At 61.5% G+C, this 22,955-nt stretch carries 16 protein-coding genes and 1 pseudogene; 8 read left to right on the top strand and 9 right to left on the bottom strand.

Going from position 1 to position 22,955, the window contains the following annotated elements; all coding sequences use genetic code 11:
• Positions 1 to 179: 179 nt before the first annotated feature.
• Positions 180 to 758 (top strand): winged helix DNA-binding protein, encoded by a 579-nt coding sequence (locus VVT58_RS11325; RefSeq protein WP_327753192.1) that lies wholly within the window; start codon positions 180 to 182, stop codon positions 756 to 758.
• 26 nt (positions 759 to 784) lie between these two features.
• Here VVT58_RS11325 and VVT58_RS11320 read toward each other — a convergent pair whose 3' ends face one another.
• The 9 genes and pseudogenes from VVT58_RS11320 to VVT58_RS11280 form a co-directional block, all read right to left on the bottom strand.
• Positions 785 to 1,729 (bottom strand): XdhC family protein, encoded by a 945-nt coding sequence (locus tag VVT58_RS11320; protein ID WP_327753191.1) that lies wholly within the window; start codon positions 1,727 to 1,729, stop codon positions 785 to 787.
• 27 nt (positions 1,730 to 1,756) lie between these two features.
• Complete coding sequence (locus VVT58_RS11315) at positions 1,757 to 2,422, bottom strand: SRPBCC family protein (RefSeq protein ID WP_327753190.1); 666 nt, start codon at positions 2,420 to 2,422, stop codon at positions 1,757 to 1,759.
• Positions 2,423 to 2,438: 16 nt separating this feature from the next.
• Positions 2,439 to 4,829 carry a xanthine dehydrogenase family protein molybdopterin-binding subunit gene (locus tag VVT58_RS11310; RefSeq protein ID WP_327753188.1) on the bottom strand — a complete coding sequence of 797 codons (2,391 nt, stop codon included), beginning with the start codon at positions 4,827 to 4,829 and terminating at the stop codon, positions 2,439 to 2,441.
• Positions 4,826 to 5,350, bottom strand: a complete 525-nt coding sequence (locus VVT58_RS11305) for a (2Fe-2S)-binding protein (protein ID WP_327753187.1) — start codon at positions 5,348 to 5,350, stop codon at positions 4,826 to 4,828. Before VVT58_RS11305 ends, VVT58_RS11310 begins: the two co-directional genes overlap by 4 nt.
• The gene (locus tag VVT58_RS11300; protein WP_327753186.1) at positions 5,350 to 6,204 is read right to left on the bottom strand and encodes a xanthine dehydrogenase family protein subunit M; all 855 of its coding nucleotides are present in this window, start codon (positions 6,202 to 6,204) and stop codon (positions 5,350 to 5,352) included. The genes VVT58_RS11305 and VVT58_RS11300 overlap by 1 nt, the downstream gene beginning before the upstream one ends.
• Before the next feature lie 41 nt (positions 6,205 to 6,245).
• Entirely contained in the window at positions 6,246 to 8,642 is a 2,397-nt protein-coding gene (locus VVT58_RS11295; RefSeq protein ID WP_327753185.1) for a TonB-dependent receptor domain-containing protein, read from the bottom strand.
• A gap of 886 nt (positions 8,643 to 9,528) precedes the next feature.
• A complete protein-coding gene (locus tag VVT58_RS11290) occupies positions 9,529 to 10,857 on the bottom strand; it encodes a type II toxin-antitoxin system HipA family toxin (protein WP_327753184.1) in 1,329 nt (442 codons plus the stop codon).
• Between the two features lies 1 nt (position 10,858).
• Positions 10,859 to 11,107 carry a helix-turn-helix domain-containing protein gene (locus VVT58_RS11285; RefSeq protein WP_327753183.1) on the bottom strand — a complete coding sequence of 83 codons (249 nt, stop codon included), beginning with the start codon at positions 11,105 to 11,107 and terminating at the stop codon, positions 10,859 to 10,861.
• 164 nt (positions 11,108 to 11,271) lie between these two features.
• A pseudogene (locus tag VVT58_RS11280) lies at positions 11,272 to 11,595 on the bottom strand (tyrosine-type recombinase/integrase); the annotation flags it as partial.
• Here VVT58_RS11280 and VVT58_RS11275 point away from each other — a divergent pair.
• The 7 genes from VVT58_RS11275 to VVT58_RS11245 all read left to right on the top strand — a co-directional run bounded on the left by VVT58_RS11275 (position 11,564) and on the right by VVT58_RS11245 (position 22,884).
• Entirely contained in the window at positions 11,564 to 12,637 is a 1,074-nt protein-coding gene (locus VVT58_RS11275) for an autotransporter outer membrane beta-barrel domain-containing protein (protein ID WP_327753182.1), read from the top strand. The pseudogene VVT58_RS11280 and the gene VVT58_RS11275 sit on opposite strands and share 32 nt — an antisense overlap.
• 188 nt (positions 12,638 to 12,825) lie before the next feature.
• Positions 12,826 to 13,116, top strand: coding sequence for a hypothetical protein (locus VVT58_RS11270; RefSeq protein WP_327753181.1), 291 nt, complete (start codon positions 12,826 to 12,828; stop codon positions 13,114 to 13,116).
• 58 nt (positions 13,117 to 13,174) lie between these two features.
• A complete protein-coding gene (locus VVT58_RS11265; RefSeq protein ID WP_327753180.1) occupies positions 13,175 to 13,492 on the top strand; it encodes an MbcA/ParS/Xre antitoxin family protein in 318 nt (105 codons plus the stop codon).
• Positions 13,493 to 13,797: 305 nt separating this feature from the next.
• Positions 13,798 to 14,982 (top strand): Fic family protein, encoded by a 1,185-nt coding sequence (locus tag VVT58_RS11260; protein ID WP_327753179.1) that lies wholly within the window; start codon positions 13,798 to 13,800, stop codon positions 14,980 to 14,982.
• A gap of 323 nt (positions 14,983 to 15,305) precedes the next feature.
• The gene (locus VVT58_RS11255; RefSeq protein ID WP_327753178.1) at positions 15,306 to 16,181 is read left to right on the top strand and encodes a M12 family metallopeptidase; all 876 of its coding nucleotides are present in this window, start codon (positions 15,306 to 15,308) and stop codon (positions 16,179 to 16,181) included.
• Entirely contained in the window at positions 16,181 to 19,276 is a 3,096-nt protein-coding gene (locus tag VVT58_RS11250; RefSeq protein WP_327753177.1) for a hypothetical protein, read from the top strand. Before VVT58_RS11255 ends, VVT58_RS11250 begins: the two co-directional genes overlap by 1 nt.
• A complete protein-coding gene (locus VVT58_RS11245) occupies positions 19,273 to 22,884 on the top strand; it encodes a hypothetical protein (RefSeq protein ID WP_327753176.1) in 3,612 nt (1,203 codons plus the stop codon). Before VVT58_RS11250 ends, VVT58_RS11245 begins: the two co-directional genes overlap by 4 nt.
• Positions 22,885 to 22,955: the final 71 nt, after the last annotated feature.

Genomic DNA, 22,955 nt, shown 5'->3' with positions numbered 1-22,955 from the left:
TCTCCGCCGTTCCTGATTCTTGTCCGGCGCCACCTGTTGCGCGCCGGCCTCTATCGGTTGTCCCGAACCATAATGAGAAAGCCATAGCATCAACTGAAAGTCAATAGAGTTTCAATTGATCGTGGATAAAAACGATTTGCGAGTTGAACGGAATTTCCCGTTGCGGTAGGGGGCAGGCCATGCAATCCGTTGAGGCAGAACCCGGCAAATCCCAGATGAGCAGCGTGATGGAACCGAAATATTATAGAGGCTGGCACCTCGCGAAATCGGACTTCGAATATAAGGTCACGAATTTCGAATGGTCGATGTTGCGATTCTCGGAATCGTTCGCGCGTTTCGTCGCCGAAACAGGGTCCGTCATTTTTGGCGGCGACCTGAAGATGTCCGAACATATCATCCTGCACGTCATTCGCATGCAGGACCGACCCAAGAACAGCGCGACCATTGCGCGGCTGATGAACAGGGATGACATCCCCAACATCCAATACAGCCTTCGCAAGCTTGAATCGGCAGGCCTGATCCAGAAGATCCGGGAAGGGAAAGGCAACCAGTTCACCTATGTGGTTAGCGAACTTGGTGAAAAGGTGACGGATGAATATCACGACATCAAGGCGCAGATCCTGATGAATCGGCTGATGGAAATCCAGAACGCTCCGGATAAGCTGGAGATGCTGACCAATTTCCTGTCGATCCTCACCGGCGTCTATGAAGAGGCCGGCCGGGACAGCGCGACGATCACGCCCAATGAGCGGCCATAGCGCTGACCGGCACACAGCCGCTTGGCTCATGAACCTGTGAGCATGTGCGACTGATAGAGCGCCGCGATCTGGCTGAGAACGGATAGCGCCAGCGTGTCCGGATCGCGTGTCGCCGGGATCAGGCCGATCGGTCCCGTCAGGCGCGCCAGCATCCCGTCGGCCATGCCACGCGACCGCAGCCCTTCCAGCCGCCGCGCCTGCGTCGCCCGGCTGCCCATCGCGCCGATGAACAGCGCCTCCTGCTCCAGCGCCTGCCCAATCAGATCCAGTTCCCAGTCATGATCGTGGAACAGCATCACCACCGCCGTATGGGCGTCGGTGCGCAAATGGTCCGACCGGGCCGGGGTCTTGAGCAGCCCGGCCGACATGCCTGATCCTGACAGGCGCGCGACGATGTCAGGGTCGGGCGAAAGAACCGCGACCTCCGCGCCGTAGGCGCAGGCGAGCCGCGCCAGCGCCTCTGTTTCCGCGCCATGGCCCAGGATCATCAGACGAAGATCGGGTTGATGGCGCGCCACAAACGCTCCCCCGCGCCAGCCGCTGCCGGTGATGGACGCGGGCCATTCCGCGGCAAGGGTGCCATCCCGGCCGATGACGAGCGCGATCGGCACGCGATCCTCCAGCCTATGCCGGACCGTTGCGATGCTTTCCCGCGCAGGATCGGGCACGATCAGCAGGTCAAGACCACCGCCGCAGGGCAGTTTTATGTCGATATAGGGCGAACCGACGCCGAAACGCAGCCATTCGGTGACGCCGGACGCCATGATGCGCAGCGCCTCACCGACGACGGCAGCCTCGACGCAGCCGCCGGAAAGGGAGCCATGATAGGCGCCGCTCTCCGTGATGGCCATATGCGTGCCGGGCGCGCGGGACGATTGGCCGATGACATCGGTGATCGTCACCAGCGCGGTGCGCTCTCCCCGTGCCGCGGCATCGTCCAGAAACCGGAAAAGGGTCGCCGCGCCCTTCATTGGCAAACCTGCCTCGACCGCCCGTCATCACCCGTGGGCGACGAGATAGATCAGGGTCGCCGCCGAGATCAGCAGATGGATGACCGGCAGGCTGCGGCTGAGGACCGGCCCCCAGGCCAAGCCGACCAGATCGAGCGCCTCATTGTCATCCGCCGTCCAATCCTGCCCCCCCGCCGATGCAACGGCGGCGGGTTGTGGCGTCGATGGCGCGGAAGCGGTCACTGCCGCAGGACCGCCTTCCTGCGCATTGCTGTTCAGGATGAGCCTCTCCAGCCGCCGGGCGAATTCCTGCATCAGCTTGCCGCCGATTTCGTCGATCATGCCGGTTCCGAATTGCGCGGCGCGGCCGTTCAGCTCATATTCGCTGTCGATCGCCACCTCGCAGCCGCCCGGAACGGACGAAGCCTGCATCGTGACCAGCGCCTTCGCGCCGCCGCCGCCGCGCACTTCCTTGCCCACGCCCTCGACTTTCAGGCGATGGTTTGCATCGTCCCGCTCGACGAAATGCAAATCCCCGCGATAGGCCATTTCGATCGGGCCAAGCTTCACCTTCATGCGGCCGACATAATCATCGCCTTCGCCGGACTCGATTCCGGCGCCGGGCATGCAGGGCGCGACGCGGCGAACGTCGAGCAGGACCGGCCATGCCTGTTCGACCGGCACGGGCAATTTGAAACGATATTGGAAATTCACCGATCCGGCTCCTTGGTCAAACTGTGGAATTATTGGCCCGTTCGATCACGCCAGCCTTCGACAAGGCCTCGAATATGCGCTGGGGCGAGGCGGGAAACTGTTCGATCGCGGCACCGAGGCAGGCCAGCGCGTCATTGACCGCGCCCGCCACCGCCGCCGGTGTCGAAATCATCGCGGATTCGCCCATTCCCTTGATGCCGCCGGGCACCAGCGACGACGGCGTTTCCAAATGGGAAATCTCGATATCCGGTATGTCGAGGCTGGTCGGCAACAGATAATCCTGGAAGGTGGAGGTGATGAGTTGCCCCCGCTCGTCATGCACCAGCTCTTCCAGCAGGATCATGCCAACCCCCTGGGCCATGCCGCCCCTGATCTGCCCCTCGACGATCATCGGGTTGATCATCCGGCCGCAATCCTCGACCGCATACATTTTCTCGACCCGCGCCATGCAGGTTTCCATGTCGATCTCGACGATGACCGCATGGCCGCCATTGGCGAGCACGATGTCGGACGGGTCGAACGCCGCCGTCGCCTCCAGCGCCGGGTCGAAATCGTCGGGATGGGTCGCCTCCGCGAAATAGGCCGCGCCCGCGACCGCCGCGAACGGCATGGTGCGGCCGGGATCGTCGCGGACATGGATCATCCCCCCGGACATTTCGATGTCGTCCGGTGCGGCCTGAAGCAGCCGCGCCGCGACCGCCCGCATCCGGCCCCGCACCATTTCGGCGGCGCGCCCGATGGTCCCCGCGCCGAACACCGCCGACCGGCTGGCCACGGTGCCGAAACCGACCGCATGATGGGTGCTGCCCGCCAATATGGTCACATCCTCGACCGGAACGCCGAACGCATCGGCCGCGATCTGCGCCAGCGTGGTGGGGTGCCCCTGACCCGAGGAGACGATGCCGGTCGTGACCGTGACCTTGCCGGTGGGTTCGACGCGGACCGTGGCGGTGTCATGCGAGGTGAGCGGATAATCGAGGAAATTGAGCGCCCGCGTGCCGATGCCGCTGACTTCGCTGAAGATCGAAATCCCAAGGCCCAGCAGCCGCCCTTCCTTGAGCGCCTCCTGCTGCCGCTTGCGGAAATCCTCATAGCCGACCATCGCCTCCAGCCGGTCCACCGTCTCCAGGAAGGTCCCCTCGCGGATCGTCATGCCTGCACGGGTCTGGTAGGGCAGATCCTCCTGCCGGATCACGTTGCGCCGCCTGATTTCGAAGGGCGACAGCCCCAGTTTGCGCGCCGCCCGGTCGATCAACACCTCCCGCGCGAGCGTCGGCGCGGTAAAGCCGACGCCGCGATAGGCGCCGATCGGGCATTTGTTCGTGGTGACGGACAGGGATTGGGCGGACAGCGCGGCGATCTTGTAGGGATCGGTGACGACCAATATGCCCGCATGTCCCTCGACCAGCGGGGTCCAGGGCAGGCTATTATAGGCGCCGCTGTCGGTGATCACCCGGTCGCGCAGCGCGAGGAAGCGGCCCTGATCGTCCACGGCAAGCGCCATGTCGTTGATCTGCTGCTTCGCCTGCGGAGCGCGGAACAGATTTTCCTGCCGGTCCTCGATCCAGCTTACCGGCCGTCCCAGTTCGATACTAAGCAGGCAGGTCAGCAATTCTTCCGGGTGGAGATGCGCCTTCTGACCGAAGCCGCCGCCGACCGCCGGGGTTATGACCTCCAGATTATGCTCCGGGAACTGGAGGAAAATCGCGGTCATCGTCTTGATGAAGCTGGGCATCTGCGTCGCCGACCAGCAGGTGAGCGTGCCGCTGGTCCATTCATGCCGGGCGACGAAGCCCCGCGTTTCCATCGGTGCCGCGTTGACGCGCGGGGTGTGGAAACAGCCCTGGACCGAAAGCGCGGCGTTGGCGAAGGCGTCCTCCACCGGGTCGGTCACGCGGTTCGAATGATAGACCATGTTGGCCGGCACGGCGGCATTGGCCAGATCGTCCGCGTCGATCGCCGCCACCGCGTCAGTGACGACGGGCAGTTCCTCGATATCGGCCTCGATCCGCTCCAGCGCATCCTCCGCCTGCGCGCGGCTGTGCGCGACAACGACGGCAATCCCCTCGCCGACAAAGCAGATCTCGTCATGGGCCAGCAGGGGCTGGACCGTCGCGACGAAGCCCTTCTGTTCAAGGGTCGATGCGATTCCGGGACAGCGCGCATGGCTGTCCTGCCCGGTCCAGATCAGTTCCACCCCCGGCATCGCCTGCGCGGCGGCGGTATCGATGTGCCGGATTCGGCCATGGGCGACCGGGCTGCGCAGGATTGCGACATGCAGCATGTCGGGCAGCACGATATCCGCGATATAACGCGCGCGTCCGGTCAGCAGGCCGGGATCTTCGCGGCGCGGGATGGACGTCCCGATGGATTTGGGCCGGATCTGGGCGACTTCGCTCTTGCTCATGCGGCCTGTCCCTGATCCCCGTCAACAATGCCGACCTGCCCGTTTTCGGCATAGTCCATGATCGCATCCACGATCGTCTGATAGCCGGTGCAGCGGCAGATATTGCCGGACAGCACCTCCCGCACCTCCTCCCGCGTCGGGCAGGGATTTTCAGCGAGCAGCACCTGCGACGTCGCCAATATGCCCGCCGTGCAGAAACCGCATTGCAGCGCATGATGTCGGCGAAATGCCTCCTGCAAGGGGTGCAGGCTGTTGCCCTCGGCCAGGCTTTCGACGGTACGGATCCTCTTTCCGTTCGCCTGCACGCCCAGCATCAGGCAGGATCGCACCGGCACGTCGTCGACGATGATGGTGCAGGCGCCGCAGACGCCATGCTCGCATCCGATCCGCACGCCATACAGGCCCAGTTCCTCGCGCAGCGTATCCGCCAGGCTGAGGCGCGGCAGCACGCTGAAGCGCCGTTCGCGTCCATTGACGGTGGCGATCACATCCAGTTTTTGATCTTCGTCTGCGCGCCGCATCACATGGCTCCGGTTGCAAGGCGGGTAAGGGCGCGGCGCATCAGGGCCGTGGCCAGCGACAGCCGATAATCAGCGCTGGCATGGGTGTCCGACCGGGCGTGGATGCCCGATGCCGCCATTGCGGCGGCTTCCCGGATGACGGATGGCGTCAATTCTCTTTCGGCGAGATAGGCCTCCGCCTCGGCAGCGCGGATCGGGCGGTCGGAAATGCTGCCGAACATCAGCCGCGCCTCACGGCAGATGCCGTCCTCGACCCGCACCCCTGCGGCGGCCATCGCGATCGCCAGATCGCCCGACCGGCGCGCCATTTCCTCAAAAGCCCAATCCATGCCGGAAAAGGGAAGCTCGACACCGGTCAGTATTTCTCCCGGCTCGATCGCCGTCGTATAATGGCCCTGGAAGAAGTCGGCGGCGGGCAGCGCGCGCGCCCCCCCCGGCCCCTGCAACAGCAGCATGCCGTCGAGCGCGGACACGACAAGCGGCATTTCCGCTCCCGCATCCGCATGGGCGATGCTGCCCCCGAACGTGCCCCTGTTACGCACCGCCTGATGCGCGACATGATGCAGCGCCTGGGACATGAGGGGGAAATGCATCCAGATATCGAGCGACGCCGCGTTGGCAGCATGCGTCACCATGGCGCCGATGCGCATCGAGTCCGGCAGCACCGCGCTTTGCCGGAGCATGTCGATGCCGCCGAGATCGACCAGCATCCCCGGCGCGGCAACGCGCAGCGCCATCATAGGCAACAGGGATTGCCCGCCCGCCAGCGGGCGGGAATCCTCATCGTCATTCAGCAATTCAATCGCTTCGGCGATCGATGTGGGGCAGGCATAGGAAAAAGGCGGAAACTTCATGAACCTGATACTCCGCGTCTTCTCATACCCGCCCCATCAGTTCAGTTGAACTTGAACGCTACAGTTACACCATAAGTCGCCGGTTGTCCCGAAAAGCGCGCAATAGTGTCATAGTCGGTGAAGATGTTCGTGACATAATATTTGTCGAACACATTCTTGCCGAACACCGTCACGCGCCAGCGACCGTCGTTGAACGAAGCGCCCGCCCGCAGGTCCACCAGCGAATAGCCAGGGATGGTGTAGGTGTCTTCGGGCGCCACTGACGAGGCGAAATCCGACGTCAGCACCAGCCCGCGCGAACCCCCGATATTGGCATTGGCCTTGCTGCGCGTCGAAAAGACCACGCCGACAAAGGGTTCGGCATTGCCCATCTGCCATTTATAATCCGCAGACAGCCGCAACTGATATTTGGGCGTATAGGGAATGACCGATCCCTTATAGTCGATCGACCCACCGGCCGTATCGAGCCCCACGAATTGCGTGACCTTGCTGTCGAGGATGGAACCCGACGCGCCGAGCGTCAATCCGCGCACCGGCGCAAATGTCATGTCGAGTTCGGCACCGATCATCCGCGACTTGGGAATATTGTCGAGCGCATCGAGAACGCCGAAAATGGGATCGACGATCTTCGAGCGAAGCTGCTTGTCCTTATAATCGTAATAGAAACCAGCGCCAGTGATCTGAAGTCGACGATCGAACGCCGAGAATTTGAAACCGGCCTCATAGGACCGCAGCGACTCCTGCGTGACCGGCAGGAACTGTTCGAACGTAGCCGCCGACGCGATCGGGAAACTGCCTGCCTTATATCCCTGAGCCACGTTGACGTAGAGCAGTGCGCTGCTCGACAGCTTGTAATCGACGCCCGCGCGCCAGGAGACATTGTCTTCCTTCAGCGTGTCGCGGAATTCACCGGGCAGATAGGTCGCGGGCGTTCCATCCTCGGTGGTATTATCAAGCGGCGCGCAACCCAGGCCGATCGGCGGCACGGGAACGCCCGTAGGCGTAAACCCGGCGACCGGGAAGAATCCCAGCTGGATCGCGTTGGCGAGGCCGTCGAACGCGGCAGCGAAGGTGCCATCGCCCGGATCACCCGTGCAGGTCGCCGCCGTTCGCCGCGCATTAGTGTAGCGGGCGCCGCCCTTCAGCGTGATCTGGTCGCTAATGTCATATTCGACATTCCCGAAGAAGGCATAGTTGCGCATATGCTGGTCGGAATAGACGTAGGCGCCGGTATAGCCGAAAATGGGCGCCGTGCTGATGTCCGATAATGTCTGCAACTGATATTCATAGACATGGCTTTTCTCGTAATTGGCGCCAACCACCCAGCGCAGGGCGCTATTCGGCTTGTTCGCGACCCGAAGCTCCTGGCTGAAAGATTTGATGCGGCCCCGGTCGATGATGAAGTCATCCGCCATCAGCGTGGTCCCGTCGGTTTCGAAACCCTGATCGGGCTTGTAATCGACATAGGACGTGATCGACGTCACCGTGATATTGTCTGCGACATCCCAATTGATGCGAGCTGACCCTTGGAGCAGGCGGTTATCCGCATGCGGACGGGTCGCCGGTGTCCAGTCCGCCGCGCGCGCCTTGAACGGCGCAAAGGGGAAATCCCGCAAGGCCTGAACCGTGGTCGACGGCGATTGCGACAACAGGGTCTGATATTGCGGCGCCTGCGGATCGCTCTGGTCGCGCCAGCCGTTCAGATTGACCTCGACGCTGACGGTTTCGACCGGATCCCAGTCGAGCAGCAGACGTGCGCCATAATAGGCGGCTTCGCCCAGCTTGTCGTTGCGGGTGTAGCTATACTGCCAGTCGTCGGCATGCGCTCCGGTAACGGCCAGACGAGCGCGCAGCGTATTCGTCAGCGGTCCGCTGACATAGGCATTGCCTTCCACCCGGTTGAAGCGACCATAGGTTAGGTCACCGCCCATCTCGAAACTTTTCGTAGGCTTGGCCGCGACGAAATTGATTGCGCCGCCGGTAGAATTCTGGCCGAATAATGTCCCTTGCGGACCCTTGAGGACTTCCACGCGCTCCAGATCGAAATTGGCATGGGTGGACAGCGCCGGGAACGACAGCGGAACCTGATCGACATACACGCTGGTGGTCGGATAAGCCGCGAGAGACGTTTCATAGAAGCCGACGCCACGCAGCGTGTAAACCGGCGTCTGGGTCGCCGATGGCGAATAGCTCAGGCCCGGGATCGAATTTGCCAGGTCGCTCAGCGAAACGATGTTCTGATTTTTGAGCGCATCCCCGCTCAGGGCGGTGATGGCAAGGCCCACCTTGTTGATCGATTGTTCCCGCTTATTGGCGGTAACAATGATTTCCGCAGTGCCACTCGCCGCTTCCTGAGCCAGTGCCGCCATCGGCGACAATGCGAACAGCGATACCGATCCCAGGCAAAGCCCGAGAATTCCATTTTTACGGGCATTCATCCCAATATCTCCCCATCACAGCTTAAAGCCTGTGGCGCGCAATCCTCGGTGCTCTTTTGCGGGCATGGCGCATTCCTGCTTTCGCCTTGCCCCCGGCACATTCGGTTGTTTTTAACGCCTGACCATATGCATAGACACTTCCAATATTTAGTCAATAGATTTTCCATTGAAGATCAATTGTAATTAATTTTTTGACGCGAGGCGTTTTCTCTGCGCATGGCCAAAAACTGAAATCGTGCGAGCAATGCATTGAAATTAAATATTAAATAGGCAGGCGTGGCTGAGTGATATTGAGAGCATTGCGACCTGCGGTTGCATTTCGCTGCTTCGCGACAATGTTCTGGCGCGTGCAATCACGGCCCAAGGCCTTTGTCGAGATACGCCTGGCCACAGGATAAAAGGCATATTCCTAGGCACAGAAGCGGAAGAGGGCCGTGGCGCTCATTGCGATGCCTACGGCGCAGTCAGACCTTCCCCATTAGCATTAGGCATGGTCCACGACAGCCACGTCCGGAGCTGAAAGGACGATAGGCAGCTATCCCGGATTTTCACTTCGAAGCCGACAGTCGCGAAAGTCCCAAATCCGGCGTTCGCGTTTGACCAAACCGACCCCTTATTGTCGTTCAGCCGTCAGATTTCGATGTCGAAGTGCGGCCTGTCCTCAAGCAGGCAACTCGGCATTATCTCAGCCGCACACCTTGCCTGGGCCAGGCTACTATGACCGACATAGACACCGCTCAGGAGCCAAGCCTGTTTGGTTTCCCTGTCGGTCTCCACAATCGCCTTCCACTAGAAACGCAAGACCGAATACCACCGATATCCCCGTGAATTTTAGTCGATCCTTTGCGTCAAATAGCGCGTTGATCGCATTGACACGATAGGGTGCTTATAATTCCTTGAGCCCTGTATCGAGAAGCGCCAAGCGGTCCGCGATCGCATTGCGGATGCTCTCATGAACACTGTCTGCAAAATCATCCGGCATCTTTGAACGAGCATCTTCTGACGCGCGTTCTGCCTTTTCCCTGATGTCCGTAACCACCTTTCGGACGATCGTGGGACCAAGGCCTGCCGCCTTTGCGGTCTGCACAAAGTGGCGCCCGAGCACCTCTTCGATTCGATAGTGGCGATTTCGCCCTGCTGACATAGCGAGGCGGAAGTTGCGCTGGCCAAGTTGACCGCGGTCGACTGCCTGCTGGACAGACAGCACATCATAATAGGGGGTTAGCTTGAATCCACCGCGCGGCCGGAGGAACAGACTGAAGTTTTTGGCATGTCCATCAGTTGCCCCGATCAGCCAGAATATGATCTGGCTTGCCAGAAACGCCATCTGATCTTTGGAAGGATCGTCACTGCCGGCTAACAGGCGGATGATTTCCAGCGCCGAAGGTCCGCCCTCATTCTGGTACTTCCGCGAAGACGGGATGCCGAGCGCCTGGCAGCAGTCTTCCTGAGGCAGGCGCAGAAGCCGTCCGTCAGGCCGCCAGCGGCGGTCGAAGCGCTCAACCACGAGAACGCGCCGCTCTCCAAATGTGACGATATCTGTGTGTGCGATGGGCAATCCAAATGCTTCAAGAAGCTTGAGGCAATAATGCTCGTTGTCGACGCTGGCCGTCATATCAATCATGCCGGTTGAGGTCGGGATTTCTCCGAGCAGTGGCTTCAGTATATGTGTTGTCGGGGTTGTACCAACCGGGCGCTTCCATTGCCCTTCATGACGCAGAAGCGCCGTCTTCTCCTGCGCCCCGGCGATCGAAATTCGGAATTCCCGCTCTGGGTCGATGCCAAGCGGCTTTCCCTTGAGATCAGCCAAGAGCCGTTCGATTTCTTCATCGCTGATCGGCTCGGCTTGGATTTTCCCGCTCACATCGAGGTCATCGCCGTCAGCCAGAAACTGCATGGCGCCCACGCAGTCGCGCCCGATCCTAGCCAGCAAACTATAGGGATCGATGCCTTCCGCACCGGTTCGTTCCGCGACGCGGCGCCGAATGTCCGGGCTGTCGGGCAACAGATTATCGAAGACGGCGACCACTGGCGCTCCCCGATAAGGCGCTTTTCGGAGTGGAAGGGATAGGGACGCGGCGAAGGCGTGCTCCCAATCGAGCCAGCTTGCCTCATATTGGAAGGATACGGCCCCGCTGGGTTCCTTTTCCAGGCGACCTATCTGGCGATTGTTAATGAGCACCCTCAAGGGGGCATGGGTCTTGCTGCGTGTCATGTCAGAATATGTCTTCGATATCCTTGCCGCCCTTGCTGCGTGGTCCGAGTTGTAGATCCAGATCCAGAGCAGCCATTATGCCGAATAAGGTGTCCAGCCGCGTACCCTCATGGCCGTTCTCTATCCTGGAGACGGTTTTTTGTCCGGTGCCTACAAGGTCAGCGAGGCCCTTTTGGGTGAGGTTGCGATTTACGCGCGCGTTATGGATGGCTGCGCCGAGTTGCAGAGGAGATCGGATTAGTTGAGCCATGTGGATACCTCTCAAATCAGCATACCCTACGAGGTATAAATCTGCAATATACCTTATGTGACTTACCAGGCCGTTATACCCTACAGGGATTAAAATCGTTTTATACCCTCTGGGGTATGGATGGCGATCATTCCATACTCGCCTACCACCTTTCCTTGAGCGCTCTACCTTCGCGGGAAATTCGCCTTCAGAACCCTCCCACCCACCTGCAATCCATCAAGATAGTTCGACCAGTGCCGCATCATCCTGACGCGCTCGTCCCAATGGGTGCCGCGCGCATAGGCTCGGCGAACTTCATTGGATTCGACGTGGGCTAGTTGGCGCTCAATGGCGTCCGGATGCCACTTGCCCATTTCGTTCAAAAGTGTGCTGGCGGTGGCTCTGAACCCATGAGCCGTCACCTCGTCTTTCCCGAACCCAAGCCGTCGGAGCGCGGCATTCAAAGTATTGTCGGTAATGGGCCGCTCAGCGGAGCGGACGCTGGGAAACGGCTTTGCGACGGTGACGGAGATCGCCAATGCGCAGGACATCGCCAACATCGCGGCTGGGCTTGATTGGCGTCTGAACAGCGCACAGGCGGCGCAGGTCTTCAACGAGCTTTCCTCGGCTGAGATCTACGGTTCGCTTGCCGCTGTCGATCAGAACGCGGTCTTCAACACCACCGTCAACCGCCTGGCCGCTCGTCGCAGCTATGGTGAGGCGCTGGGCACCCAGCTCTGGTTCAACCCCTCGGCGAACTTCGCCAAGACGGGTGGCACCAAGTCGGGCGCGTCGAAGATCAAGACCAACAGCTATGGTGGTGCGTTCGGTATCGACGTCGCCTATCAGGAAGATGGCGCCTTCGGCATCGGTTTTGGCTACGGCCAGCATGATGTGACCGCTCAGGGTTCGCCGGAAGAAGCGCAGGTTCGCACCTACACCATCGGTGCCTATGCGACCCAGGGCTTCGGCCCCTTCTACGGCAGCTTCCAGTTCGCCTACGGCTTCTCGAAGTTCGAAGTCGAACGGGACCTGACCCTGCTGGCTCGCACCATCAAGGGCGACTTCAAGGGCAAGCAGCTGGATGCGAGCATTGAGCTGGGCTATGACTTCTCTGCCGGCGGCAGTCTGGTGGTGACGCCTTACGGCAAGCTGGCGCTGCGTCGCTGGTCGATGAACGGCTTCACCGAAGAAGGCGGCGCGGGCATCGGCCTGCGGGTCGAAGACGCGTCGAAGACGGTCTTCTCGCCGGTGCTGGGCGTCAAGGCGGGAGCTTTGCTGGGTGATGCCGATGGGATCGCCTACCGTCCCTATGCCAAGGTGCAGTACAGCTTCCAGGGCAACATCGGCAGCGACCGCACGGTCCAGTATCTGGGCGGCGGCGATGCGTTCCGCCTGAAGGGTGTTGATCCGGACGGTAACGGCCTGATCGAACTGGGCGTTGATGCTTCGGTCAACAAGCGCGTCAACCTCTTCCTCTCCGGCGGTTATGGCTTCGGTGGCCACAACTCGATCGGCCAGGTTCGGGGTGGCATCAGCTTCGGCTTCTGACACAACGCACTAGCAAAGGAAGGGCGCGGCGGTTTCGGCGCGCCCTTTCGTTTGCATGTCCGCTTTGCTCTCGCGCGTGTGTGATGGGAATGTCGAGCACAGGTCAGCGGCTAGGAAGAATTCTGCTGCGTCCAAATTTGTCGCGCCGCCTATTCAGATCCAACGGAGAAGATATTGGTGCAGAATCAATGAGTAAACATAACGTGAACAACTTTGGACAAAGCGCAGAAGCGCACAAGACGCTTGCTCGTCTCCTTATGGAAAGGCTCGCGCATTATGGTGTGCAGATTTTGACTAACGACAGCGGTGCGATATGTTTTTTCGTACCTTCTCCCGGCCACCTCGATCGTCCTTGGGCAGACGGTGAATATGCGCATGGGCTAGAAGATGGTGCGATACGCGAACTGCAGCAGCTTGTCAGATCTTCGCCCCTGCTCGCCCAAGCCATTTTGGAGGAAGTCGCGATTACCGGGCAGTGATCGGCTTCTGCATGAACAGCGACATTGCGGCACGTTGGACGAATGGAGGAGTGACGCAATGGCTGACGAAAAACGGAATTTGCTCGATGAGTTGATCGCCAACATCGGCCCAGAAAACCTGCCGGACGAGATTGATTTTGGTCCTCCGGTTGGAAATGAAGTTGGCAGCCGACAGATCGTCGGGGAACGAATTTTGCGGGTTCTTGAATTTGCATCGTCCAATTGCGCCGATGCATCGAACTTGCATGAGTTCATGCGCCACCCCCATCCCATGCTAGGCGGCGAGTCGCCAATCGTTTGTGCGGTCTCCCGCAAGGCTGGTGCAGATCGCGTGATGAATCTGTTAGGCCGCGCCGCGCACTCTGGAGGCGTTTAGGTGCCATTGGGCAATGTCGCGGACCTTTTTGTCACTCGGCAATATCTGGACGATCAGCTATTGGTCTAAAAGGGCAAAGGAAATTATAAGAGTCTTCGCGATGGAAGGATGTTGTGATGAACGATGAAGACGTCCCTGGCGGCTAAGACCGTGATGCGTCCGGATATGTCGGAGGTGAATGGTGCCGGCATTGAGGCAGTTTCCGGGTGAATCCCTTATTAAGCGCATTGCGCGCCTTCTCTTATTGAGGTTTTTGCCATTAAACCTTACTATGGCTATGTTTTAAGGTCTTATGGTAAGGGTTAATGAACAGAAACAATCTCGCGCATGCAGTTCGCGAGCGGCTTGTCCGTTATCCTGAACCTCATGCCAGTCACTATGGTGTCCTGCCGCTTCCGCCTCCAGAATCAGCCCTGCCGCTGGGATCAGCGCAGCCCGCACATGAACGAGCGCTCGCTATGCTCGGACGTGCCGAAGCTCTCGCGGCGAGCCTGCCGGACCCCTATATTATCAGCCGTACGCTGAGCCGTCGCGAAGCAGTCGACAGCTCGGCCATTGAAGGCACGAACAGCACGCTCGACGAACTCCTGACAATCGAGGAAGAGGATGACGACGCGCGCGACGCCGCCCGTCAGGTACGGGACTATGCGCTGACCCTCGATCGCCTCCTGCCTCGTGCTGCAGCCGAGGGCATCGACATCTTTACAGTGCAGATGATCCAGGAACTCCACCACGAGGCGATGCAGCACGACCCGGAATATCCTGATTCGGCAGGGGCGCTGCGCAATATCGTGGTCTGGATCGGCGGTACGGGTCATATTTCGACATCGACCTATAATCCGGCGCCACCTGGGCAGGTGGGGGCCTGCCTTGAGGATACGGCCGCCTATATGCGCTGCGAAGGCATGCAGGCGATGACGCAGAGCCTGATCACCCGCATGGCGATTGCCCATGCGCATTTCGAAGCGGTACACCCCTTCCGAGACGGCAACGGTCGTGTTGGCCGCCTTTTGCTGCCGATGATGATGGCAGCGGAAGGGCAGGTGCCGCTCTATCTCGCACCCTATATCGCCGCAAACCGCGACGGCTATTATTCGGGCCTCAAAATCGCTCAACAACGGCTCGAATGGGGACCGCTCGTTGGCTATCTGTCCGATGCCATAACTGGAACGGTGGAAGAACTCTTCGCAACGCGGGATGGGTTGAATGCCTTGAAGGAACAGTGGCGCGGGCGAAGGAAGTTCCGATCGAACTCCGCTGCACTGCGGGCACTGGACCTCCTTAGCGACTATCCCGTCGTCACTATGAAGCGGCTGGCTCAGAAACTTGGGGTATCGCGACCGCAGGCCCTTTCCGCAATTAACCAACTGATGGAGGCAGGCATCTTGTCGGAGCGGACCGGCTACAGTCGCAACCGGATCTTTGCAGCCCAAGAAGTCCTGGCCATCGTCAACAGGCCTTTCGGCAGCAATCCTTCCGAGCGATCGTGACCCCTTGTTCGCTTTCTTTCTGCGGTAGCCAAACACCTCTGGGCGACCGGCTTTGGCCGGTAACCGACTGTCAGCTGAAAGGGCAATTTATGCAAAAGCTGACATCAGGCGATGTCGCTTTCTCTCAGATCGACATCAGGCACTTGAGCTGGTGACTGTCTAATCAAAGTGGTTCGGTGGCAATTCAGGTCGCTATAGTTCCAATTGGGGGCATTCAAGTCTGTACACAGTTGACTCGACTCGGTTGCTCAGTTCTGTTGGTGCCGCGCGGTAACGAGGGGCTTGGCCATGCCAACAGTGGCTCGTGAAGAATGGGCGTCGCAATGCGCGACCGCCATGTGGATCACGGTTACAACGTGGCGATGAGGTTCGCGCTCGCCGCCGCTCTGGTCGGTGTCCTCATGGCACCACCGGCGAATGCGTCGAACACCGTCACCAAATCGATGATGCTCTGGCCGGTAAGGAAGATCCCGTTCACCGTGTGCGAGCAGACCATCGGAAACCTGGGCGATCTGGCGCTGATTACGCGCTTGGTCGGGCGTGGTTGCACCGGACACACGACGCTTTCAGCGGGTATGGCCGCCCGGGTTCGCGCCGCGGTCGCCATCTGGAACGACAAGTTCAAGGACAACGTCACATTCGAGGAAGTCGACACGCGGGGCAGATACAAGTCGCTGGTCGTTTTTGCCGGTGGCGAAGGCTGCCAGACAAACGTCACTGGCTATGCGGGCCAATCGTCCAAGCACGTGAATCTCGCGGACGGCTGCGACACCTACAGGGTGCTGCACGAGATGTTGCATGTCGTTGGTTTGCACCATGAACAAAAGCGCGGCGACCGTGATCTGTATCTCGATGTGAGATTGCCGACGCCCGCCGAGGACAAAGACGTTCGTAAACAGCAGCTACGTTGGGCGCACCAATATGACCCTGAAGGCCGTTGCCGCGGGGAGTACGACTTCTTCTCGCTAATGCATTACTCGCTGAAGGGCGATCCGAAGATCTTCCCCAAGGTCACCCTCACCGATGCTGGCGCCAAGCTGCTCATGAAGCAGGGGCATACCGAAGGTGATATTGGGCAACGCAGGGCATTCAGCGATAGCGACAGCGTCGCGGTCAAGGCGCTTTACCCCGCCGTGCAACCGCTAATGAAGGACGCGGTCATCTGTCCCAAGCCCGACGCGCCCGGGTTCCAACGCTGATGGCGCGGCGCGGCGAGCACGGAGAGGAGCCCGAGGGCGTGCTTCCCGTCACGCGGCGCGAACTGATGCTCGGGGGAATGGCGCTGGCGGGCGCGGCGAGCTTGTCGGGCTGTGCCACGCCCCATTGGCGAAGAACCGATCCACAGTCCGGTGAACCGGTCATCGACTTTTTCGTGCACCGCGCCGAAGACCAGGTGCGCCTCCGCTTCACCTTCTGGAATGCGCGCATAGCGCCCTTCTGGCCGGGCCGGATCTCGCTCAAGAAGATTAATCGCAACAAGCCCTATCTGGCGCGCGTCGAATTCCCCCCGCAGCATGTGCTCGAACGGGCCTTCAAGGAGAACGCGCTAGACTCCGACCTGCCCGGCGAGCCGCCGATCGCCGCGCTGCTGGCTGAGCCGACGCGCCTCGTCTTCGAGATCGACTGGGCCAATCACTACTTCCCGCTGACGCTCGATAATCTGCTCGACTGGTCGAGCTGGCGCATGCGCCTCGTCCCGAGCACGCGCGACGAGGCCGCGATCGCGCCACCAACGCCGTTCGAGACGAGCATCGAACTGCCGGCAAGGTTGGTGCTGTCCCCCGGCGACACCGACCGTTGGGCGACCCCGCGCGGGCAGCCGCGACCCGGCGAACGGACGGAATTGTGGCATGCCCGGTTGACGGGCAACAGTCCGGACTTGGGCCCGACGCTGCGCGCGGTATGGAGTCCCGATGTCAAGACATCCGCGTCCCAGGATTGCTTTACCAATTCATTATCTCCAAAGGATCGGCGCGAGCTCGTCCTGCTGACGCACACGCCAAAGCACGGCGCCGAGCCTATCGCGCCCGAGCTGCTGTTGCTGACCGCGAAGGGTGGTTGGCTCAAACTGCGCAAGGATTTCGACCGGAAGGCGCCGGCCAATTTGGGATTCTTGAAAAGCTGGGAGCATCGCACTGTTGAGGGGCGCGACGAATACGTGCAGATCCAGCTCGCCGCCGTGCTTTATCCGTTCGGCTTTTCAGTTTCAGTAGTGATCACCACCGAGCGCAAGCTTAACGCGTCACCGTCGGGCGCGCTGACGGCGTTTCTGCGCCAACGTATCCAGATCAAGTTCGAAGAGCCGACGCGCGAGTTCGTCTTGTGGGACATGCCATTCACCGCGTTGTCGCCGCTCGACACATTGTCGCCCGCGCTCGACGACCCGCGGGACTTGTCCGGTGTGACTGATTGGCGCGAAGGCGTCTTCTGGCCGTCGATCGGCGGCCAGCCGTACGAGTTCCGCTTCGTCGCCACCGATCATGACGGCCAACGCGTCACGTTCACCGCCCCGCTGTTGTGCATCATGGAGGTCACCAAGGCGAAGGCGCCCGGCTTGCTTGACACGGCGATGGCCCTGTACCGGACGGCGCCGGTCGAGCTCAGGCGCCGGGCCCTTGGTGGCGCGCAAGTCGCCACCAGCCCCTCGGCGATCATCGGTCGCACGGTGGTCGGTGTCGACCAGATGGATTTCGATGGCCGCCTGATGGCCGAGCGCCATGATGAGCGCCAAGAAATTCCCTGGCGCGGGTTCGAACCCAAAGTCCCACAATTATCCGCCCGGCTGAGTAATGCCTCGGCGAATAACGCGGTCACTAGGGCCGAACCGAGCTGGTTCGAACCCTATGATCTCGAGGTCGCCGGCAACCACAATGAGGTGTTCCTGGTCGCGGGGCCTGGCCCCGCCGCCGAGGTCACATTTGGTGGGAGCACCGCTGAATCGGGCGGCTTTCTCGCGCCGCGGTTCAAAGTCGGCGGGGTCAGCCGGATCAACGGGCCGTTCGGTCAGCAAGCAGCGAAGCTGCGCGGCGCCGGTGATTTCGCGGCGGGCCGTTTCAACCCGCTCGACTTTTTCGGCGTGGACGCGAAGATTTTTGGCGGCGTCTCGCTAACGTCGATCTTCGAGGAAATTCTAGGCGAAGCCGCCGGCGTGAACGTGCCGGCGATCCTCTCTGAGCTTCAGCAATATACTGACAGCCTGCCTTACTGGGAGCACAGTTTCAACTGGGAGACCGACCGGCTCAAAAGCTCGCCCAAATTTGGCGAGCTGGAGCCGATCTTTCTCGTTTCGGGGGACAGCGACGCGGCGGGATTGGCCGCCGACGTGCCGACCATGCTCGTCGCCAAGGGCAGCGCAGTGGTGCCAATCTTCGATCCGCTTGGCGCGTCGTTCCAGTTCGAAGCGTCGATCAGCAATTTCTACCTGCAGTTGGTCGCCTACGGGCAAGGCGTCCGGCTCAAGGTAAATCGCTGCACCTTTGTCTCGTCGTCAAGGGCCAAGACCCGCTTTGACATCGATATTGGCGACTATGAGCTCGTCGGCAAATTGCTGTCGTTCGTGAAGCTGCTGCAGGACTATCTCTCGAAATTTGACCGCGACAGCCCGATCCATGTGACCCCTCAGGGCGTCACGCTGAATCTGCCGAGCATCAGCCTACCGCCGATCCTGCTTGGCGCCTTCAATCTCGAGAACGTCCGGATCGTGTCGGGCGCCTTCCTTCCGTTCGACGGCAAGCCGCTCGAATTCTGGTTCGCCCTGTCATCTCCCGACGACCCATGCATAGTGACGGTCGGAATTTTTGGGGGCGGGGGGCATATTCGCCTGGCGATCGACGCCGAGGGCGTCAAAAGTATCGCCGCGGCCCTAAACTTTGGCGCGTACAAGGCCTTCCAAATAGGTCCGGTCCAAGGTCGCGGGTTCATCCTCGGGGGACTCAGCTACGCGTCAAAGCGCATCGCCAACCCTGCGCCTGGTGGCCCGCTGGAAGTGACCAAGATCGATTATGGCGCCTTCGTCCACGCCGGCGGCTCGGGCACCGTGCTCGGCTTCCTGTCGATCGCGATCGACTATCATCTCGGTCTGTACATCGAACAAGTGGGCACGTCTTCGCGGATGCACGGCGCGGTCGTCGTGACCTACAGCTTCAAGATCGGCTTCTTTAAAAAGAAGGTGCCGGTCCGCTTCGAAAAGGAATTCGCGGGATCCGGCGCTTCTGCGGCGCGCGCGCTTGCCGCGCCCGACGAGAATCCGATGACGCCCGCGCAGTGGCGCGATTATCGATTGGCCTTCGCATGAAAACCCAGATCGTGTTCACTGTCCTACCACGGCCGGTGTGGACCGCAAACCCGCGCATTTCGATCTTCACGACGCTCAGCCCGTCCGCCGACGCGCCGGGGGCGACGCTCGCCGATTTCCCGACGCTCAAGAATTGGCCGACGATCATTCGCGCCTCGAGCTTCGACCTCTACCGACTCGACGGCGCCGCGCCGATCAGGGTCGGACAGTGCAACATCCGACCTTATGCCTCGGCCACGGCGGCGCAGGCGCTGTGGCGGGCGATGCTCCCCGACGCGACACGCGTCTCGGTGCCGGAGGCCGCGCCCTTGACCGCGCCCAGTATCCTCAGCTTCGATTTCGCGGCGCTCGTCGACTTCATCGCGCATGTCTACCGACCGGCGATCTCAAGCCAATCGGCTGGGTCGCTGGGCAATGTCACCGGGCTCGACTGGTGGGGCAGCGAAGAGATCACGCGGACGCTCGAGACGCGTGCCGCCACGCCGCGTTCGGTGTTCTGGGATTTCGCGCGCTATCACTTGCCCGACCATCGCGCTACGCGTCTTCTGGCCGATGAGCCGAGCATCGACGATTTCGACCAGCGCTTGAGCGAAATCGGCAATTATCCCGCGCTGTACCGCTATCTCGGGCTGATCCTCGACGCTGAGGTCGAACTAGCGCCGGGCGCGAGCTTGCCGGCGGATGGTGCGCTGGCCGTTGCCCCGCAAATCGCCTCGCCTCATGCCGATCCGCGAGACTTGGTGCTGCCTTGGTCCAAGTACGAGACAATCGCGAGCGGCGACACGACCTACGCGCACATGGCATCCGACGAGGTGCGGCTGAGCGGCTTCTACACACTCAGTCCGGAGCGCATCCGGGTCATCCAGTACGACCTCAACACCGCGACTTATGGGGTGATGGCGGCGGCGCGCGCGCAGAAGGAAATCGCGGACGGATTGATCGCGGCGGGCGATGTGTCGAACGCGGCGCCAGCGCTCTCCTCGCCAGGCTTTTCGCTCTACGACAAGCAGATCTTGGCGGATCTGAACGCGACAGGCGCGCGAATCGCGGAACTGCACCGGAAATCGCTGACCCTGGGCGTGTCGCTGCCCGACCCGGACGCGCCGGTCCTGACGGCGGCCGATACCGAGGCGGGCTGCCGGGTCGACGTGTTTTGGAGCCGTACCAATCGCTGGCATTCGCTATGCGACCAGCAGCTGACAGCGATCCTCGCGAGCGGCGCGAACCTCGACCTCGGCCAGTTCGGGCCGAGCGAGGGCATGATTTCGCTGGCGACCAGTTCGACGGTCGCCACGGGGTCGCCCGACCAAAGCCAGCCCAAGACCTCGCAGCGCCTGTTCGGCTTCATGGGCTGGAGCCTGACGGTGGCGCGGCCGCATGTGGGGGTAGACGCGGAAGGGAAGCCGGCACCCGTTCCCGAACAGGCGGTTCGCTGGCGTGTCGACGCCAAGGTCGCGCCTGGCTCGCTCGCCAAGCTGCGCTTCGGCGACAGCTATGCCTTCCGCTGCCGCTCGACCGATCTTGCCGGCAACAGCTGGTCGCTTGCTATCGCTAATAAGTTGGCCAACGCGGTGCCTGGTGTACAGACCGAGCCGCAGCGCTTCCTGCGCAACGAGCCCATCGCACCACCGATCGTGGTCTCGCCGGAACCGCTGACTACCGGCGAGACCAAGGCGGTGCTGGCGGTCGGCAAGGGTCGGGGCGTTTCGCGCCGCTTGGCCTATTCTCCGAGGAGCTCCGCCGATCTGCTCGAGAAGCATGGCGTCTTCGATCCGCTGACGCTTGACGCGAGTTTCGCGCTCATGACATTGGCCACGCGCCGGACCGCGCCGGGCACCGACGAGCTCAAATTTCCTTACGCGGCCGATCCGATGGCGTCGGGGGTGTCCGCGCTGGTCGAGGGCGGCGGGATCGAGCAGCCGCTTGGCGGCGTGGCGATTGCCGGGTCGGTCGAGCGCGGCCAAGACGACGCGGTTGAGATCGTCCTGAAGACCGGCCGGTTTTCTGCGCGTCGGCAGGGCCGCAAGTTCATCGTCTCGCTGCCGAAGGGCGATAGTCGTCGACTGCGTTTGCGCAGTTCGGTCATCGCCGCCGACCGCGAGCTGTTCGCCTTCGACATTGAGGGGACGGAGCCACCGGACACTGTGACGCCTGCGGTGGATCTGTTGCTGGTCCATCCGAGCGAAGTGCCGCTGGCCGCGCCGGCCAGCGGCCAGCCGGCAATCGTGCCGCGCCGGCGCGGCGAGACGCACATCGTCTATCTCGATCCGGGCGTGACCGTCGATGCGCCGACAACGTCGCGGTTGACGTTCGAAGGCGCATGGCGCGATGGCGTTGATGATCCACAAAAGCCCGGCTGGGACGAGCGTTCGGGCTCGGGAATCATTGCCAAGGTCGATGTGCCGCTTGAGCCGACGCACCCGCTGGCGTTCGAGGCGGCGCGGCATTTCCCGAAAGGCTCGCCGCTGCGGCTGCGGACCTCGGCCGGCCTCACCGGGCAAATCGGGTTGTCCGGTACGCACCCTGATCCATCGAACAAGTTCGATTTCCAGGACACGCAAGCGCATGTCGTCCAGGTCACCCCGGTGGCACATGCGCGCCACGCCGAATTCTTCGCGGCCAATGTCGTCAAGCCATTGCCCGGGGCGCCGATCACGCTCGTCGTGCCGAGCACCGCCAACCCGTCGGTGCCGGCGGTCGACTTCATCTTGCCGACGACCGTTCGCTCGCGCGTGCGCGCGCCGCATGTGCAAGTGGCGCAACGCACCGAGGGCTGGGCGCTTCGCGTCTTCCTGCAGCGGGATTGGCGGCGAGGCGAGCAACTGGCAGTGGTGTTTGGGCCGCCGACACGGGACGACACGGTGAACCCGCCCCCGAATGGACTTGGCGTAAGCGCGCGGACGGATGGCCAATCGGGCATCGGCCAGGATCCGTTGGTGCGCGCGAACGCTCCACTGGCGATGTTGACCCCGGCAGACTTCGAAGGTGGCGAGCCGCGCTCGTGCCTGATGCCGATAGACGATCGCTATTTCGCGGCGGGCGAGAGTGCCTACGCTGCGCCCGTCGAGTTTGTCGCGCTTGAGCCCCAGCTCGATACAGAGAAAAATCGACGCTATGTCGACCTCAAGTTCAAGGCCCGGCCGGCTTATTTGCCGTTCGTCCGCCTGATCCTCGCGCGCTACAATCCGCTGTCGATCCCAGGCGCCGAGCTGTCGCGGGGGACGCTGGCGCAATGGGCCCAGCTCGGCGGCAACCGTAGCATCAGCGCGGCGCGTGTCGCCGACCGGCAGTACAAAGTGCGCATCATCGCCGATGCGGCCGATCAATCGCTGCCGAAAAGCCGCACGCGTTTTGTCGCCCATGCCGAGTATAGCGAATACAACCGCGCGTCCGAATATGGTTGGGAAAAGGACGAGGGCAGCGACGTGGAGCTCGCGCAGGTGTGGCAGCAGGGCGTGTTCGCTTGGGAGGCTGTTATCACGATGCACCCTTGGCGCCTGCTCGGGCAGCGGCGTATCATCATTGAGGAACTGCTCGACCTCAAGGCTGAAGAATGCGGCGGTGTGCCGGTTTCACGGATGATCGCCTTCGAGGTCCTCGATCTTTAGCGAAGCCAGTAAGGTACGGGCTAGCATCGCGCGATGAGCCGACTGACCGGCGTTTTCACCTTTCTACGTCG

It is taken from the genome of Sphingobium sp. SJ10-10, assembly GCF_036038995.2.
Lineage (GTDB): Bacteria > Pseudomonadota > Alphaproteobacteria > Sphingomonadales > Sphingomonadaceae > Sphingobium.
Note: the sequence above shows the minus strand (reverse complement) of the source record. Positions and strands in the feature narration are given on the sequence as shown.

What these genes read in the sequence shown, in the direction of transcription:
- VVT58_RS11325 (WP_327753192.1), top strand. Translation starts at nt 180, where the DNA reads ATGCAATCCGTTGAGGCAGAACCCGGCAAATCCCAGATGAGCAGCGTG.
- VVT58_RS11320 (WP_327753191.1), bottom strand. Translation starts at nt 1,729, where the DNA reads ATGAAGGGCGCGGCGACCCTTTTCCGGTTTCTGGACGATGCCGCGGCA.
- VVT58_RS11310 (WP_327753188.1), bottom strand. Translation starts at nt 4,829, where the DNA reads ATGAGCAAGAGCGAAGTCGCCCAGATCCGGCCCAAATCCATCGGGACG.
- VVT58_RS11305 (WP_327753187.1), bottom strand. Translation starts at nt 5,350, where the DNA reads ATGCGGCGCGCAGACGAAGATCAAAAACTGGATGTGATCGCCACCGTC.
- VVT58_RS11300 (WP_327753186.1), bottom strand. Translation starts at nt 6,204, where the DNA reads ATGAAGTTTCCGCCTTTTTCCTATGCCTGCCCCACATCGATCGCCGAA.
- VVT58_RS11295 (WP_327753185.1), bottom strand. Translation starts at nt 8,642, where the DNA reads ATGAATGCCCGTAAAAATGGAATTCTCGGGCTTTGCCTGGGATCGGTA.
- VVT58_RS11290 (WP_327753184.1), bottom strand. Translation starts at nt 10,857, where the DNA reads ATGACACGCAGCAAGACCCATGCCCCCTTGAGGGTGCTCATTAACAAT.
- VVT58_RS11285 (WP_327753183.1), bottom strand. Translation starts at nt 11,107, where the DNA reads ATGGCTCAACTAATCCGATCTCCTCTGCAACTCGGCGCAGCCATCCAT.
- VVT58_RS11275 (WP_327753182.1), top strand. Translation starts at nt 11,564, where the DNA reads ATGGGCCGCTCAGCGGAGCGGACGCTGGGAAACGGCTTTGCGACGGTG.
- VVT58_RS11270 (WP_327753181.1), top strand. Translation starts at nt 12,826, where the DNA reads ATGAGTAAACATAACGTGAACAACTTTGGACAAAGCGCAGAAGCGCAC.
- VVT58_RS11265 (WP_327753180.1), top strand. Translation starts at nt 13,175, where the DNA reads ATGGCTGACGAAAAACGGAATTTGCTCGATGAGTTGATCGCCAACATC.
- VVT58_RS11260 (WP_327753179.1), top strand. Translation starts at nt 13,798, where the DNA reads ATGAACAGAAACAATCTCGCGCATGCAGTTCGCGAGCGGCTTGTCCGT.
- VVT58_RS11255 (WP_327753178.1), top strand. Translation starts at nt 15,306, where the DNA reads ATGCGCGACCGCCATGTGGATCACGGTTACAACGTGGCGATGAGGTTC.
- VVT58_RS11250 (WP_327753177.1), top strand. Translation starts at nt 16,181, where the DNA reads ATGGCGCGGCGCGGCGAGCACGGAGAGGAGCCCGAGGGCGTGCTTCCC.
- VVT58_RS11245 (WP_327753176.1), top strand. Translation starts at nt 19,273, where the DNA reads ATGAAAACCCAGATCGTGTTCACTGTCCTACCACGGCCGGTGTGGACC.